This window comes from Streptomyces sp. NPDC002795, from assembly GCF_042888725.1.
In the GTDB taxonomy this organism is placed as follows: domain Bacteria; phylum Actinomycetota; class Actinomycetes; order Streptomycetales; family Streptomycetaceae; genus Streptomyces.
Genome location: NZ_JBIAQB010000008.1, coordinates 394,984 through 411,127, shown reverse-complemented (window position 1 = coordinate 411,127; position 16,144 = coordinate 394,984). Strand labels below are relative to the sequence as shown.

11 protein-coding genes are annotated in these 16,144 nt (G+C 66.4%); 3 read left to right on the top strand and 8 right to left on the bottom strand.

Features of this window, described 5'->3' with window-relative positions; all coding sequences use genetic code 11:
- Nucleotides 1-21 precede the first annotated feature (21 nt).
- Nucleotides 22-306 carry a class II aldolase/adducin family protein gene (locus ACFYWS_RS25680; RefSeq protein WP_389280452.1) on the top strand — a complete coding sequence of 95 codons (285 nt, stop codon included), beginning with the start codon at nt 22-24 and terminating at the stop codon, nt 304-306.
- A 31-nt stretch (nt 307-337) separates the two neighbouring features.
- On the opposite strand, the gene ACFYWS_RS25675 is transcribed toward ACFYWS_RS25680, so the two are convergent.
- Nucleotides 338-1,957 carry a PucR family transcriptional regulator gene (locus tag ACFYWS_RS25675; RefSeq protein ID WP_389280451.1) on the bottom strand — a complete coding sequence of 540 codons (1,620 nt, stop codon included), beginning with the start codon at nt 1,955-1,957 and terminating at the stop codon, nt 338-340.
- A 143-nt stretch (nt 1,958-2,100) separates the two neighbouring features.
- Here ACFYWS_RS25675 and ACFYWS_RS25670 point away from each other — a divergent pair, with 143 nt between their 5' ends.
- Nucleotides 2,101-3,555 carry an Nramp family divalent metal transporter gene (locus tag ACFYWS_RS25670; RefSeq protein WP_389280450.1) on the top strand — a complete coding sequence of 485 codons (1,455 nt, stop codon included), beginning with the start codon at nt 2,101-2,103 and terminating at the stop codon, nt 3,553-3,555.
- Nucleotides 3,556-3,713: 158 nt separating this feature from the next.
- Entirely contained in the window at nt 3,714-4,694 is a 981-nt protein-coding gene (speB, locus tag ACFYWS_RS25665; RefSeq protein ID WP_389280449.1) for an agmatinase, read from the top strand.
- Nucleotides 4,695-4,949: 255 nt separating this feature from the next.
- Here the strand turns inward: speB and ACFYWS_RS25660 are convergent, their stop codons facing one another.
- The 7 genes from ACFYWS_RS25660 to ACFYWS_RS25630 form a co-directional block, all read right to left on the bottom strand.
- Nucleotides 4,950-5,150 carry a hypothetical protein gene (locus ACFYWS_RS25660; RefSeq protein WP_389280448.1) on the bottom strand — a complete coding sequence of 67 codons (201 nt, stop codon included), beginning with the start codon at nt 5,148-5,150 and terminating at the stop codon, nt 4,950-4,952.
- 102 nt (nt 5,151-5,252) lie between these two features.
- Complete coding sequence (locus ACFYWS_RS25655; RefSeq protein WP_389280447.1) at nt 5,253-6,293, bottom strand: hypothetical protein; 1,041 nt, start codon at nt 6,291-6,293, stop codon at nt 5,253-5,255.
- On the bottom strand, nt 6,293-7,699 hold the full coding sequence (locus tag ACFYWS_RS25650; protein ID WP_389280446.1) for a VWA domain-containing protein: 1,407 nt from the start codon (nt 7,697-7,699) through the stop codon (nt 6,293-6,295). Before ACFYWS_RS25650 ends, ACFYWS_RS25655 begins: the two co-directional genes overlap by 1 nt.
- A gap of 577 nt (nt 7,700-8,276) precedes the next feature.
- Entirely contained in the window at nt 8,277-10,358 is a 2,082-nt protein-coding gene (locus ACFYWS_RS25645) for a beta-galactosidase (protein WP_389280445.1), read from the bottom strand.
- A 104-nt stretch (nt 10,359-10,462) separates the two neighbouring features.
- Nucleotides 10,463-12,709, bottom strand: coding sequence for a rhamnogalacturonan lyase (locus ACFYWS_RS25640; RefSeq protein WP_389280555.1), 2,247 nt, complete (start codon nt 12,707-12,709; stop codon nt 10,463-10,465).
- 275 nt (nt 12,710-12,984) lie between these two features.
- Complete coding sequence (locus tag ACFYWS_RS25635) at nt 12,985-14,055, bottom strand: family 43 glycosylhydrolase (RefSeq protein WP_389280444.1); 1,071 nt, start codon at nt 14,053-14,055, stop codon at nt 12,985-12,987.
- Nucleotides 14,056-14,119: 64 nt separating this feature from the next.
- Complete coding sequence (locus ACFYWS_RS25630) at nt 14,120-16,117, bottom strand: polysaccharide lyase family protein (protein WP_389280443.1); 1,998 nt, start codon at nt 16,115-16,117, stop codon at nt 14,120-14,122.
- Nucleotides 16,118-16,144: the final 27 nt, after the last annotated feature.

Genomic DNA, 16,144 nt, shown 5'->3' with positions numbered 1-16,144 from the left:
TAGGCGGCCCACTTCGACGAGGTGTTCGCCGCCCTCCTCCGCAACCACGGACTGCTCACGGTCGGTGACACCCCAGGACGCGCGTTCCTCCGCATGTACTATCTGGACAAGGCCTGCGACATCCAGCTCGCCGCGCAGGCAGGGGGGTCGCTCACGATCCCGCCGCGCGAGGTGTGCGAGTACACCGCCCGCCAGCTCAACGACGGCGATGCGCGGACGGATCTGAGCAACGAGGGTGAGTTCGAGCCGGCTTGGGCCGCGCTGTTGCGTCTGGTCGAACGCATCGCTCCCGACTACGTCGACTGAGCCGGCGGCGGACGGGACGCACGGCTGTGACTCACCAGATCCGGGCCGCGGTGAGTGCCGCGAACAGACTGGCGATGGTGCTCGGGCGGCGCAACGGTGCGCCGAAGATCGCCTCGACCTTGTTCAGCCGGTATCGAAGCGAGTTCGGGTGGAGGTGCAATGCCCTCGCGGCGGCCGGGATGTCCTGATCGTGGCGGAGGTACTCGATCAGGGCGCGCAGGACGAGTGGTTGGCGGCGCAATGGCTCGACCAACGCCTCGACCTTGGCCGATTTGCCTGGGACCGACACCTGTTCGCACAGCCAGTCACTCAGGGGAAGTGTGTCGAACTGGACGACCTGAGTGCCCGGCCCTGTGACAGGGGCACCGGCTTCTCTGGTGCCCCTGCCCAGGCAGAACTTGGCCTGATCGAAGGACTGGTCGATGTCCGCGATGCTGCTCACCGGCCCCCCGACACCCATGACACCGTCGAAGCCGTCCGCCAGTGCGGCGGCAGTGTCGGAGTCGGCTTGGACGACGGCGAAGAACTCTTCGTCCCGGGCGAGGTGCAGGTAGGGCACACCGCTGACCTGGAGGTTGGCGTGCAGGTGGCCGTACGACCGGGAGCAGGGGCTACTGGGCTGCGCGACGACGGCCCGGACAGGTTCGCCGGGCTGGAAGCCCATGGTGTGCAGGAGGGGCAGGGCGCGGGTCTGGGACACCACAGCGAGATTCTCTGTACGGATGCCGTTCGAGCCGGGCCCCAGGGTCAGTAGGCCTGCCAGAATCTCCTGGCGCAGGGCGTCCTGGTTCTCTGTGCTGTGCTGTCGTGACACCACGCAAAGGGCGATCATCCTGGCTGCGGCCTGGGCCATGCTCAGCGCCTGGTGGCCCCCTTCCCGCGGATCCGGCAACTGGACCAGGAGCCAGCCCACGAAGAGCCCGCCGAGCCTGGACGGAACGGCCAGGAACTCGTCGCCGTCGAGCCTCAGTTCCGTGGTGCCCTGCGTCGCGAGACCGGTCAGTGTCTTGGCCAGGTTGCCGATGTGGGGCAGGCCGGGGAGTGCTGTGCGACTCCCGGCATTCACGAATTCCACTCGAGTGTGGAGCAGTGACTTCAGGTTCTCCAGGATCCGGACTTCCGGGGTCAGTGAGCTGCGGACGATGTCATCGAACCCGTTGATCAGGTAGTCCTGCATGGCGACTTCGCGGCCGAAGGGGTCCTCGGGCGGCGACGCCAGGAGCAGTCGACTCACATGTGTGATGATGTCGCGCGCCGGCACGTTGAAGGGCACCGTGAACACGGGGTAGTCCAGCTTCCTGGCTTCGTCGATCAGTGCCTCGGGGACCTTCGACGTCACTACTCCGACGCAGTAGCCGACCGCCGTGATGCCCTCGCCGGCGAGTTCCCGCACCAGAAGACGCTGCCGGTCAGGTCTGCGGTGCAGCTGCAGGCCCGTCGTGATCATGACCCATCCGGGCGCCAACCACCGCCCGGGGTCCAGCACTTCGGTCGTATGCGCCCCGTCGACCATCCGCTCCGCCGCATCGTCGGGGCCGACCAGGAGGCGTAGTCCCAGGTCCGGCGCCGCCAGTACGTCCCCGAGCGTGACCGGCGGACGGTCCACGTGTGTGTGCATCGCCCAAAAATAGGACCCGATCTTCGTACTCACAACACTGTGCGGTCGGGATCTGTGGAAACAAACTTGGCGCACCGGCCCGAGGCTTCGAGCCTCGCCCCGGACCGCTGATGTACCCCCGCGCACCGCTCCTTAGGCACCACCCCGCCCCGCTCCCCCTGAAAGGACTGGATGCCATGGCAGCTTCGGGCGACGCATCGACCGTAGGGGAGACAGGGAAGTTCAAGCCGACGCTTCCTACACACATCCTTCCCGCCCCAGAAGTGCGCGACCTGCCGGAACCGCCGCGCCGCATCGCACGACTCATCGGACCCGGCGTGGTGGGTGCAGGGGTGGGTCTTGCGTCCGGTGAATTCATCATCTGGCCGCACATGGCGGCCCAGCTCGGCTTCACCTTTCTCTGGGGCGCCGCGCTCGGCGTCACACTCCAGTGGTTCCTCAACATGGAGGTCGAGAGGTACACACTGGCGACCGGGGAGACCGCGCTCACAGGCTTCAGCCGTCACTGGCGGCACTGGGGCCTGGTCTTCGCCATCATGGTGTGCGTCGAAACGGTATGGCCGGGATGGGCCACCGGTTCGGCGACATTGTTCACGTACGTCTTCGGCGGAAACCCCACGGTCGTCGCCTGCGGCATGCTCCTGGCCATCGGGGCGATCCTGACCCTCGCTCCCGTCGTGTACGTGGCACTTGAACGGCTGATCGTCCTCAAGGTCGTCGTCATCGGCTTGTTCTTCGCCGTGGCGATCGTCTTCGTCATCGACGCGGACACATGGCGAGCCCTACCCACCGCGGTCACCCATGTCGGCCATGTCCCGACCCAACTGGGCTTCGACGTGGTCATGATGGCCGTCGCCTATGCCGGCGCCGGAGGTTCCCAGAACCTGTGCCAGAGCAACTGGGTCCGCGACAAGGGCTTCGGCATGGGGAGGTACCTGCCTCGCTTGGCGAGCCCGGTCACGGGTGTCATGCAGGTTCAGCAGACCACGGGGTTCGTTTTCGAGCCGACCGCGCAGAACATGGCCCGTTGGCGCCGGTGGTGGCGTTTCGCGAACCTGGAGCAGGCGTTTGCCTTTGGAGCCATCACCGTCATCTCCATCACGTTCACCTCGATGCTGGCCTACTCCACACTGTTCGGTGCGTCCGGGCTGCCTGAGACGGCGGACTTCCTCAAGACCCAGGGCGAGCGCATGGGCGACATCGCCGGTGGATGGTTCGCCGTCCTCTTCTGGGCGATCGGTATGTTCTCGCTCTTCGCCGCCGCGGTCGGCATCATTGACGTCGCCTGCCGGTTGACCGCTGACGTGGTGAAGACGTTATACCTGAAGAAGTCCTCCGTCCAGGAGAACAAGATCTACTTCGGTCTCGTCTGGGCCTTCGTGATCCTCGGTGGAATGATCCTGTTCCTCGGCCTGGACCAGCCCCTGGTCCTCCTGGTCATCTCTGCCTGCGTCGCGGGCGTCGCGATGTTCATCTACTCGATCCTTCTCCTTGTGATGAACCGCCGTGCGCTGCCCAAGGAGATCAGGACAGGACCCGTCCGGACGGTCGTGCTCGTCTTCTGTGTCGGGTTCTTCGGCATTCTCTCGGCCCTCATCGGCTGGCAGCAGGTGACGTCGCTGTTCAGCTGACGGCACCGTCTCGCAGGGCTCCTCACGGGACGAAGCCGGACACATGTCGTGGCGGGAGCATCCGCCATCGATCACGACTACATCGAAAACACTCCGGCGGCGCCGGCGCCTGAGTCACCCCGAGGGCGCCGAGCCGCAGGCCGACTACGAGAGATGACATGGATCCCAACCCCACCGGGCCCACGCAGGGGCAGACAGCAAGCACCCAGCCTCGCGGGCAGGCCGATTTCAGTGTGACTCCACGCTTCGCCGGACCGGCTACGTTCGCGGGCTTGTCCAGCGGTGACAGCGATCAGGTCGGTGACATCAAAGTTGCCATCACCGGACTGCCCTTCGACTCTGGTGTGACCTTTCGTCCGGGAGCACGGTTCGGGCCCGACCACATCCGTGCCGGGTCGCGACTCCTCCGTCCCTACAACCCGGACCAAGGTGTCACTCCCTTCGCGGCCCATCAGGTCGTGGACATGGGGAACCTCCCCCTGTCGCCGTTCAACATCGAAGATGCCGTCCGGCAGGCCGAGTTGGGCATAGCGGCGGTCGCCGAACGGTCGGACAAGATCCTGGCACTGGGCGGCGACCACACCATCACCCTGCCGATCCTGAGGAATCTGAAGCGGAAGCACGGCCCTATCGCCGTGCTGCACTTCGACGCTCACCTGGACACGTGGGACGACTATTTCGGGTCGGCGCTCCACCATGGATCCCCCTTTCGTCGAGCATCCGAAGAGGGGCTGCTGGACCCGGAGGCGTGCATGCACATCGGCACACGCGGCTCGGTCTACGGCACGTCGGACCTGTTCGACGACCAGGCCATCGGCTTCGCGACCACTCGCAGTGAAGAGATTCAGCAGACGGGGATCCACGGGGTTGTCGAAGCCATTCGCGCCCGGGTGGGCGATCGACCGCTGTACATCTCGGTCGATATCGATGTCCTCGATCCGGCTTTCGCACCCGGGACGGGCACCCCTGAACCCGGCGGTCTCATGAGTCGGGAGCTGCTGTCCATTCTTCGTGGCCTGAGAGGCACATCGCTCGTGGGATGCGATGTCATGGAGGTGAGCCCCGCCTACGATCATGCCGACATCACCGCGTTCGCGGCGGCCCACGTGGCTTACGAAATGCTGTCCCTCTGGGCTTGATCGGGGCTGATGCACGATCTGGTACGTGACGGTGGTTTTGGTGTCCGCCAGGACGCCAGGGCCAGGGCCACGGTAGAGGCGGCGATCTGGATACCGAGGGTGGTGAGTTCGCCGTGCACCCTGCGGTATCTCCACGCCGGGTTCTTCCGGGCCTGGCGTGGAGATCAGCGCGCGGATCGAATGGACCGTAGGTGGCTGGACGTGTTCTTCCGGCCTGCCGGTGTGGGCGTGGCGCCGTTTGAACACGTCACGGCGTTAGCGCAGTACGGTGTCGGGCGCGACCGGGATCCGGAGACGGCGCAGAGCAAGGATCTCCGCGTATTTGTCGCGGTCGCTCATCGGTAGCAGCCGCAGCATGGCGAACGCGTTGGTGACGGTCAGGTAGGCGAGACGAAGCAACGTACGTGCCCATCCTGCCGCAGCGCGGTACAGGCGCTTGAGCTGTGCGGACGGCACGCCCCGCAGGCGCACTGTTCACCCTCCCTTGTGGGAAACTCAACATCGCGAGAAGCCCCGCCGGGTGTTCGGCGGGGCTTCTCGTAGCGTCCGGTCCCGCGGTCAGGAGCCGTTCCCGGGCCAGGGGGGCTGTTGCGGCTGCTGGTACGGCGGCGACTGTGGCTGCTGGTAGTGGCCGGGCGGGGGCGACGGTGCACCGGAGGGAGCCTGGGACCATGTACCGCCTGGCGCGGGGCCCGCAGCACCGGAGTTGGGTCCTGGTCCGGGCGGGAATCCCGGCCCCGCCGGGGCGTTGGCGCGGCGGCGGCCGAGCAGGTTCACTGCAAAAAACCCGACAAGGAGTCCGGCGAGCGCGACGCCGCCGATCACCGCGTAGTCGGTGGCGGAGGCGCTGTCGCTGCCCGTCGCGGCCTGGTCTCCTCCGTCGGAGGGCGACGAGCCTGCTCCGGCGCCGCCTTCGCCGTCGGACTCCGTACCGCTCTCGGGCCCTTCGACACCGGACGCCCCCGATCCCTGCTTCTGGACCGTTACGCCGGGGGACGGCGTTCCGGGGGCGTACTCCTCCGGCTCTGGTGCGGAACCCTTGCCGCGCCGCACAGTGAGGGTCAGTGGAACGCCGGTGCCAGCGGCTGCTTCGGTGAGGTGCTGTACCTGGAGGGCGACGGTGTAGTAGCCGGCCTGGGTGAGGGCCTCGTCCTCCTGGTCGCGGCTGTCACCGCCGCCGGTGCCGCACCAGGGGGCGATCGGCTTCCCGGCGTCGACAGCACGCGAGTTGACCATGTAGTAGCCCTTGTCGGCCCTGCCGTGCTCGGAGCCGCAGTCGGCCTCCTGGCGGGCGGGGTCGAAGATTTTCACGTGCACGCTCTGCAGGACTTCCGTCGCCATGCCCTGGGGGATCGCGAGCGAGGCCTTCGCGGTCAGCGACTGGCCCGGCTTGGCGTAGATCTTCCAGTAGAGGGTCTCGCCGAAGGCGTACGTCTGCTTGGCGGTGGACCGGTCGGCGGTGATCTCGCTGGCCCCGCTGAACGAGTAGCCGCCGGCGGGAGCACGTTCGGCGGCCTGGGCGGGCATGGCGCTGCACAGCAGTGCGGTGGGCAGCGCGAAGGCCGCGAGGGTGGCGAGGTGTCGTCGCATGATCGTCATCAGGCCCTCCGGTTGCGCTTGATCAGCAGGCCGGTGACGGCGCCGACCAGCAGGGCGACAGCGAGCGTGCAACCGAGCCACAAGGGCGAGGTCAAGCCGGAGGAGGCGCCGGCCGGTTCGGCGCGTTCCTGCTTCTCGTTGGCGGAACCGGGCGTCGCGTCACTGGGCTTGACCGGCGCTTCCGCGGAGCCACCGGCGATCACTTCGGCGTCGTTCGGTTCGGCGAGCGCCTCCGGGTCCTTCTTCAGCTTCTTCACATCGGCCTGGGTGAGGGGGTTGCCGACCAGGTTGAAGATCACCTCGACCTGGTTGTTCTCATCCGCCCCCGCAGGGGGGACGATCTCGGCGCAAAGCCGCGGGGCGGGACGGGCCTTGGTGAGGTTCTCGAAGGTGATCCGGTCGCTCTGCTCGCCGCTGGAGATCACCGCGCCGCCGCCCGCACCGCTGAAGCTGCTGGTGATCGGTGCGTTGACGTGGCCCAATTGATCGTTCACGTGGGTTTTGATCCAGGTGCCGATGCCGGTGCTGCTGTCGTTGGAGAGCCAGGTGGCTCCGAAGCGCACGGCCTGGCCGGGCTGTGCGGTCATCCGGTAGTAGCGGTTCTGCCCCCCGGCGAGGGTGTCGACGTACTGGCCCGGCTTGATGACAGGGGCGCTCTCGCAGGAGGCGCCGCCCTGTACGGGTGTGCCGGTGGCCTCGTAGCCCTTGATGCCCTGGCGGAGCAGCCCCTGTAGGGCGGCGCCTAGTTCGGTGGCGTCCTCCGCCTCGCGGTAGGTGCCGTTGGTGGCGTCGGCGATGCACTTGAGCTGCTGGACGGCCTTGCCGTTCACCTTGAAGCCGAGGGTGTCGACGACGAGGTCGACGCCCGCGTCCTCCAACTCCTTGGCGACCTCGCAGGGTTCAGGCGGCGCGCAGGTGTCCTCGCCGTCGGAGAGGAGGATGATGCGCCGCTTGCCCTCGGATCCCAGGTCGCGGGCAGCCTGCTTGAGGGAGTGCCCGATGGGGGTGAAGCCGGTCGGCTTCGTGGCCGCGACCTTCTTCTTCACGGACGCCTTGGCCTCGGTGTCCAGGGCGGCGACCGGGCTGATCAGCTCGGTGTCCTTGCAGCCGGTGGACTTGTTCGCGCCCGGGTACTCGGAGCCGTAGAGGCGCACTCCCATGTCGACGCCGGACGGGGTCGAGTCGATCAGCGTGTACATGGCCTCCTTGGCGGCGTCCATGCGGGTTCCGCCACCGACGTCGGAGGCTTTCATCGATCCGGAAACGTCGAGAATCGTCTCGATGCGCGGTGCCTCATCCTGGTCGGCAGCCGCGGCGGTGGGGACCGGGCCGAGCGGAATCAGCAGGAGTGCTGTTACTGGGGCGATCAGCAGGCGGCTGATCCTTCGGGGGGCGGGGGTGTGCACCGGTCTCCCTTTGAGTTGTGGTGAATCGGAGCGGCGCCGACAGGACCAGGCTTCTCCGGTCCACAGGAAAGTAAAGAAACCTTAATCAGGCAGAGGTAGAAGGCGCTCTCGTTCACTCGACCTTCACGGTGACTTCGATCACGACCGTCATTCCCGCGTGGCGCAGCACTCTCAGGTGACTTTCCGGTTGAAAACCGGAAAGTTCACAGTTCACGGGCTATTCCAGGGCGTAGGCGTCTCACCTGTTGCTCGTCTCGCGAGGTTCGAGATCACGATCCGCGCTCCGCGCGGAATTCCCCCAAGACGTTCATCGAAGCGGTGAGGCAGACCACCTCGCCGTTCGCCTGCTGCGTATGGTTGATGACTCCCGGCTGCTCAGGGAGAGCAGCATCTCCATGGCTGCGGTCCCGAGGGCATCCGGGGGCGCAACACGTGGTCTCATCGCTTTCTCCGATCGACGGGTCACTCTGCTCGCCTCTGTACACGGCAGGACTGTCGCTCGTGACCAAGGGCCGGCTCGGCCCAGCCCCTGCTCCTCCAAAGCGATCGATGACCGGCCTGGCCGGACAGCTGAGGTTCAGGGGGTATGCGGCGCCCTCCTCTGCGAGACGTCGGACCATGGGGTGACCTCAACGAGGTCGGAGTCGAACGGGGCAAGCGTGAAGTCGCCTGTGGGGTAGGCCCGGTCGTACAGCGCGCTGCGGGACGGCCCGGGCCCGGTGATCGCCTTGGTTTCGCCGTCGAGGTTCACGTAGAGCAGGTGGGTGGAGTCGATGGCCCGGGCCAGGACGCCAGGCGGCGCTGTGACGTCGGGGCGGATTCCACGCAGTTCGAGCTCGGAGTCCAGGACGATGTCGATCAGCCCGCGGCGCGCCGGCGTACCGATGTATATGGCGCGTCCCTTTCCGTAGGCGTTCACCGTGACCATCGGGTAGTCGCGGTCGAGACCGGTGGCCGACGCGGCGACGCGCGCCGTGCGGGGGTGGATCTCGTCGATGCGCGGGGCCTCGACGCGGACACGCTTGTCGCCGTAGATGATGTCCAGTTCGTCGCCCTTCAGTTTGCCGCCGGTCAGCTCGTTGAGCAGATGCGGCTCCTGATACGACCCGAGCCGAATGCCGAACACGTCGTCGAGGAGGCCCGGCCGGGTGCTGGTGAAGATCTGGCCGGTCGTGGTGACGGAAGCGGAGTAGGAGGTCATCACGGCTGTTCCGCCGTCGGCGACGAACTGCCGGATGCGTGCTGCTGATTCCTCGTCCATGAGGGCGACGCCGGGCAGGAAGAGGATTTGGCAGGGCAGGCTGCTGCGGCTCACGTCGACCACACGCTGGTCGAGGTTTCGTTCGAGGACTGCGTTGAAGCACGTCTGAAGCTGGATATCGTGCTTCTCCGGGAGCGAAGCGCTCGCGAGCTGGCTCGGGAAGGAGAAGGCGATCCCGATGTCGGCCCGCGGCCGGTAGGGGAAGCCATGGTCCTGGATCTTTGCGAATTCGTGGGCGATCTGCCGATATTCCTCGTACTTGCGGTTGGGCTCGCCGTCCCAGTCCACCATGCCCTGGAGGTATTGCTCCTCCCCGCCGTGCATCGACTGCCAAGTCCAGCCGCAGACCATCTGGTTGCCCAGGATCAGCGACGCGTAGGCGCTCTTCCGCACCGAGCCGGGGACCGCTGTCATGGTGGTGAACTCCGTGCACCAGAACGGGGTTTCGCTCTCGAAACTGATCCGCGCGATCCCCATGAGAGCTTCGTTCACGCCACTGTTGTCCACGAGCGATGGGCCCGGATAGAAGCCCATGCCGTGCCGGTTCAGCCTTCCCGAGTAGGCGATCTCCGCGTAGTCGAAATAGCGTCCGCGTTCGGCTTCGGTGTAGTACCAGGAGTTGCCTGTGAGGAGTGCTGCCGGAGCGTTCTCTTCGACGCGGCTGATGACGGAGAGCAGGAACTCGTTGATCTCGCAGGAGACGAAGCGGCGGAAATCCAGGATTCGCTCGGGGGCGCCCTCGACCGTCCCGGAGACTGGTAGTCCCACCTCGTCGAAGTCGCCGATGCGGCGCGACCAACGTTGGCCTGCCCAGGCCTGGTTGAGCGCTTCGGTGGTCGAGTACTTGCCTTGCAGCCAGGAGACGAATCGGGAGCGGACCGTTTCGGAGTACGAGTACGGTCCGTCGCCCGGCTCGTTGTCGATGCCGAAGGCCAGGAGCGCCGGGTGGTCGGCGTAGCGGCGGGTGAGTGTGTCGGTGAAGCGCAGTGCGTGCTCGCGGTATGCGGGGTCGCCGACGTCGACCATGTAGCGGGTGTTGGGGTACAGCCGGTTGCCGTTCGAGTCCGTGATGCTGATGCTCGGGTGTTTCCGGTGCAGCCAGATCGGGGCGGGCCGCACAGCGATGTCGAGGATCACTTCGATGCCCGCATCGTGCATCAGGTCCATGACGTGGTCGAACCACGTGAACTCGAAACGGGCGTCCGCGGGTTCGAAGCTGTCCCAGGCCAGGTGGCCGAGGCGGACGACAGTGAACCCGGCCTCCTTCATCAGGTGGATGTCGCGCGCCCACTGGTGTGGGTCCGAGTCGTGCGGATGATAGTTGGCGCCGACGTAGAGGTTGGTGGGCGAGTGCTCCCGCCGCTCGCTGCGACTTCCGATTTCTGCGTCGTGCGCCATTCTCTGCTTCCTGTCTCTGCTGTCTCTACTGTCGGTGATCGCCTCGAACAGGCTCTGCGGCCGGTGGGGCCGGCGGGCAGCTTCCGCCCGCCGGCCGCTTCAGGTCAGCGCCGTCGCCCGGGGATCGGGACCTGCGCCCAATCCATGTCGGAGGCGAGGTAGAAGCCGGTGTAGGAGGGCTGGTTGTAGGTGGTCTGCTGGCGTGCCACCTCGACCCGGTACTGCGGATCGTGCATGAGGGTGTAGAGCTTGTGGTCGGTCAGCTCGGTGTTGGTGTAGACCCGCATCGCGGTGCTGTCGCGGGTCGTCAGCACCATCTCCTCGCGCCAGTCGCCGAGTACGTCGGCCACCAGGGACGGGTGCTTGCCGTTGACGGTTGTCGCGCCGTCGGCAGCCAGCACGGTAGTGCCCTGCCCGTCCACGATGGTCGGCACGGTGTACGTGTTGTTGCGGGCGCCGCCCTGGATGATCTGGGTCGTCATGTCGCCGGCCCACTTGATGTTGTGGTTGGTGCCGGGCCCGGTGTCGCCGAGGCGCTTCCCGTTCGCAGCCCACAGTCCGAGCCCGGAGCCGTTGGTCGGTGTGCCTGGCCAGGCCTCGTAGCCGGGCGACTTCGGGTCGATGTCGCCCACCATGCCGCGGCCGACGTCGAAGCCGGCGTAGCCGCCCCACAACACCTCGCCCGTCGCGGCGTCCCGCATCGCGTAGCCGTAGGGTGCGGCGGCGTCCTCGTGCACGGTGAAGATCTCCAGGCCCGGGCGTCGCGGGTCCAGGTCGGTGACGTGCATGGCGTCGCCGTGCCCCAGTTTGGCGAGTTTTCCGGGCGCCTTGCTGCCCTCTGGCAGCTTTCCGTAGGAGCTGTAGAGCAGGTCGCCGTCGTCGTCGATGGTGGCCGAACCGTAGACGATCTCCTGGCGGCCGTCGCCGTCCACGTCCGCCGCGCTGAGCGAGTGGAACCCCTGGGTGGTCAGTCGGCCGTACTTCGGGTCGGTGCCCTCGACGCCGTGCGGGTGGTCGTTGAACGGGTTCGACATGGGGGCGTGCCCGCTGTCCACAAGCCACTGCTTGCGCAGCTTCCTGCCGTCCCAGCGGTACGTGGCGAGCGTGGCGCGTGTGTAGTAGCCGCGGGCGAATACAGCGGAGGGGTGCCGGCCGTCGAGGTAGGCGACGCCTGACAGGAAACGGTCGACGCGGTTGCCGGGCTCGATGCTGCTCATGGCGTAGTCGCCCCACGTCAGCCCGTCGTCGCCGCGAGGGACGGGATAGCGTGCGGTGTCCATTTCGGCGCCGGTGGCACCGTTGAAGACGGTGAGGTACTCCGGGCCGTCCAGGATGAAGCCCTCGAAGTTCCGCAGCTTGTTGCGGCTCGAACGGGCGGGAGCGTAGACATCGATGAAGTAGTCCGCGAGCTTCTCGGCGTCGGCCCGGGAGAGGGGGTAGTCGTACGACAGTTCGTCGTCGGCTCCCAGTGCTTTCTCGATGGTTGCCGGCCAGTTCCCGGCGGCGACCTCGGGCTGCTCGCGCCAGTTCTGGAACATCTCGACCAGGTGGTCCTGGTACTCCTCGGCGCTGAGCCGGTAGTCGTCCTGATGGGAGTAGCCGGCACGGACGTCGGCGCGCGGCATCGTGACGTACCGACGGCTCGTGACGTTTCCGTCCGCGTCGTATCGGGTGATCGAGGTCCCGGGTGCGGTCTTCATCATCAGCTCGGCGCGGCCGTCGCCGTCGAAGTCGTAGACGGGGAACTGCGTGTAGTGCGCGCCGGAGCGGATGTTGACACCGAGGTCGATGCGGTGCAGCAGAGTGCCGTCTGCCTTATAGGTGTCGATGTAGGTGCTTCCGGTGTAGCCGACCTGAGAGACGTCCTTGGCGTTGGACGGTTCCCACTTCAGGACGTACTCGTACGACCCGTCGCCGTCCATGTCTCCGACACTCATGTCGGTGGCCAGGTAGGAGTACTTTTCCCCGGCCGGTGTGACACCGTCCGCGGGCTTGCGCAGGGGGAATTCGTCGTAGCCCTTGGCCCACGGTGAGACGGGCTTGCTGCGGCCGGTCTCTCTGCCGTCCTCGACCGCCGCCACCTGGTACTCGCTGTCCGGCGAGGCCTTCTTGTCCAGGTAGTTGGTGCTGTCCGTGACCGTCGCGACGCGCTTGCCGTCCCGGTAGACACGGAAGTCGGCGCCTTCCATCCCTGTCTTGGTGTGGCCGGTCACTTCGGAACCGAGCAGCCGCCAGCTCAGGAAGACCCCCTCGCCGGTCGGAACGGCGACAAGTCCGCGGTCGAGCTCCTCCAACTGCGCCCCGCTGCGTCCGTCCTCGCCGCGGGACGCTTCCTTGCCCACGGCGGGCACTGCGGACAATGCGGTCACCACCAGCGTGCCGGCCAATGCACAGGCCAGGCCCCGCCATCGTCCTCTCCTGCTCCTGCTCCTGCTCCGGCTTCGGGTGTTTTTGCTGTCAATGCTGTCCACGGTGGTTACCTCTCGTCGGTGCGATCGAGACGTACTCAAGGCTTGTCATTGCGGAACACTCAGGTCGGCGACACCAAATCGGGGTCGCCGAATACGCAGCGGGTACGCACACCTCCCCAGCCGCTGCCGGTGGTCGAGGTAGCGGACGGAGTTCGTCATCCGATGAGTACGCTCTGGCCGGCTGGAGCGTGGACGTCGTCGATCCGCCACTCGTCGTGCCATTCGATTACCGGTGTCTCCCCGTCGAAGCGGATGGGGAGCCATACGTAGTCCGACCCTGACGTGTCCGCCTCCGGCAGCGGCATGGGCGTGCTGACCTGGCCGGCTTCTTTGGCGGAGTAGTACTCGTGGAAGCTCTCGCTCTGATCCGACTCCTCTTCCGACAGTCGGGGGAGCCACCGGTCGGCGATGGCTATGTAGAGGTCGGGTTGGGTCGGGTGCTTGAAGACCGAGCTGATCTGGGAGCGGAAGGACGTGCGGGTCGCAGCAGCGGGGTGGGGATTTCCGATCACGGTGTAGGGCCCGTGGTAGGTGTCTGCCACGGCCACCTCCGAGGGGTTCGGGTAGTACCACGTGGTGCCTGAGGTGACCAGGTAGTGCTTGCCGTTGCGCCGGAAGTAGGCGGGAGCCTCGCGCACCAAAGGAGGGTGGCGGAGGGGGAAATGCGTCGAGTAGTAGCCGGTGACGTCCGTGTAGTCGTCGGTGAGGTCGGCGCAGATGAGCTCGCTGTGGACCCGCTCGAAGTAGTAGTAGCCCTTGCCGTCGACCGGGTCGACGACGAGGTCGAAGTCACCGGCGAACATCCCCAGGGGGCTGAACCCAGTGCGGACGATCTTGTAGGGGCCCTGGAGTGCGTCAGCGGTGAGGACGGTGCACAGCTGTTCCTCGCCCGTCCCCATGATCTTGAGCCAGCAGACGTACTGACCGGTGCGCGGGTTGCGGATGATGTGCGGGCGGTCGATCAACTGCGAGGGGTGCAGCGGCGATGCCGGATCGTCGAGAACCGGGGGGATGATGAGCCCGAGGTCCGTCCAGTTGTAGAGATCGGTCGACGAGTAACAGCGGATCCCCCATGTCCAGATTCCAGTGCCCGGTTTGCTGTGCTCCTTGTTCTCCCCGTACCAGTAGTACGTGCCGTCCTCGTAGAGCAGCGAACCGGCGTGTGCCTGGATGGGGTTGCCGTTGGTGTCCAGCCAGGTCTGGCCCGGACGGATGGAGTCGTACATGCGTGCTCTTTCATTGAGTTGATCACAAGCGGCTTTCCGCTTGGGTGTGCAATGCCGTCTACGTTCAGCTGTGCACCTGGAGGCGGATGGTGTCGTACATGACGCCGGCCATGGCCTCCATCCAGTTGTCGGACGTCGGTGCCTTCGGCGGGGCGGCGGGTGCGAGGGTGAGGATGTTCTCGCCGCGGTGGATGAGGCCGGCAGGGAAGGCGATGGTCTTCAGCTGCCGGTACATGGCGCGGACGGCGAGCCGGTAGCTGCAGGCGTCGCGATTGACGCCGGGGGCGGGATCGAAGGAAGCGATCTCGGTGCCGTTGAGGGCGACGGCGAGGGTGCCGAACACCGCGCCTGCCAGACAGATGTCGAGGTATCCGGTGCCGCGGCGGTAGCCGTTGGAGTCGAAGCGGATCTTCCAGGTCTCGATGCTGGTGTCGGCCGTGGTGCCGCGCCATGCCAGCTGGGTGGGCGTGCCCGGGGTCTTGAGGGCGGGATGGAAGTAGTTCCAGTCGGTGGCCGGGTTGTCGGTGCCGACTTTGAAGTCGACCCCCTCGGGGAAGTCGTACGGGTACTCCAGCCACGTCAAGGTGTCCCGGTAGCCGTGCTTGCCGCCGGAGATGTGGAACTCCTGGGCGGAACGATCGGGGGTGCCGATCTGCCAGAGGGTTCTGCCGTGGCTGACCGGGGCCCACACGTGAGTGCCTGTGTTGACGTTCGCGGCGGACGCCACCTTGATACCGGGGCGGCGGTACTCGCCGAGGACTCCGTCGGAGAAGGCCGCAAGTGTGTAGGTGCCGGGCCGGACTGCGGGGATGGTGAACCGGCCGTCCTTGCCGATCTTCGCGGAGTAGACGTACCCGTTGCCGTTGTGCTGCCAGTCGTTGCCGTCGAGCGTGGCGCTTTGGAACTCGCGGTCGGGCTCGGGCTGGTAGAGCAACGCCCAACCGTTGTCGGCTGCGCCGTGGGAGGCGATGACGAGCTTGCCGGTGACGTCGGAGCGCGTGGTGGCGGCGTAGGTGGGGTCGGTGATCCACCGGTAGGGCCAGGCCTGCTGTTCCTGGGAGGCGGCCTGCTTGGCGTCCTCCCAGAGAGTGGCGACGTTCGACTCTTCGTTGCCGGCGGCGACTTCGCCCACGTGCAGATAGGAGGGCCCGTAGACCTTCTCCCAGCCCTTGGGGGGCGTGACGTCGATGCCGTAGTGGCTCGACACCGGGTGCCACAGCAGGATCATGCCGTTGTAGTAGTCGTGTGTGGTCAGCTCCTGCCGGGTCGGCCCGCCGAACCAGTCCTTGTTGGCCTGGATGAGCGAGAGACCCACGCGGCCGTTGGACATCATGAAGACATGGCTGTCCCCTTCGAGGTTCGTCTTGTTCTGGTACTTGGAGTAGATGGACCCGTCCGGGAGGGCGTAGACGGAGTCCTGAAGAGTGGTCCCGTTCGCCAGTTCCTCCGCGGTCGGGCGCTGTTGGACTCCGCGCTCGTCGTCGACGACGAACCAGCGGAAGGCCGGGTCATCGGCAGAGTAGGCGTAGCGCAGCTGCCCGAGCGAGAGACCGTCAGGCATGTTCTCGGGATACTTGATGATCCAGTAGTTGTACAGGCCTGATCGGCCGCGCTCGAGGACCAGCCGGATGTCCAGGTAGAAGCCCAACAGTGAGGGGTCGTTGTCGAGCATGGAGATCTCGACCCGGTCGGCCGACTCGGTAACGACTCTGTAGGTGGCGTTCTTCAACCCGACGGCGACGGTCGCCCCGGAGTAGTTGATGGTCGTATAGCCGTTGCCGCTCCTGCCGGAGAGCAAGTTGGTGTCACCGTTCCCATGGCTGCTGGCGACCAGCCGCAGGTCAGTGATCTTGGCGCTGGCCTTGATGACGGTGAACTGGATGATGCCGTTGGCCAGCGTGACGCTGGTGCCGTTGTCGACGAGAGTGACGTCGGGGCCGTCGGAGGGAGCTCCCTCCGTGCTCGCGGCGAATGCGGGAGCCGCAGGGAGCGAGAGGGCCGCTGTTCCGGCGGCTGCGCCGATGAGACCGAGCACACCGCGTCGGGCGATGGGGCTGGGCATGGGGTGTTCCCCTTCCAACTTCGTTGG

Bases quoted from the DNA above. Each gene is read 5' to 3' on its own strand.
- ACFYWS_RS25655 (WP_389280447.1), bottom strand. From the start codon at position 6,293: ATGACGATCATGCGACGACACCTCGCCACCCTCGCGGCCTTCGCGCTG.
- ACFYWS_RS25670 (WP_389280450.1), top strand. From the start codon at position 2,101: ATGGCAGCTTCGGGCGACGCATCGACCGTAGGGGAGACAGGGAAGTTC.
- ACFYWS_RS25645 (WP_389280445.1), bottom strand. From the start codon at position 10,358: ATGGCGCACGACGCAGAAATCGGAAGTCGCAGCGAGCGGCGGGAGCAC.
- ACFYWS_RS25630 (WP_389280443.1), bottom strand. From the start codon at position 16,117: ATGCCCAGCCCCATCGCCCGACGCGGTGTGCTCGGTCTCATCGGCGCA.
- ACFYWS_RS25635 (WP_389280444.1), bottom strand. From the start codon at position 14,055: ATGTACGACTCCATCCGTCCGGGCCAGACCTGGCTGGACACCAACGGC.
- speB (WP_389280449.1), top strand. From the start codon at position 3,714: ATGGATCCCAACCCCACCGGGCCCACGCAGGGGCAGACAGCAAGCACC.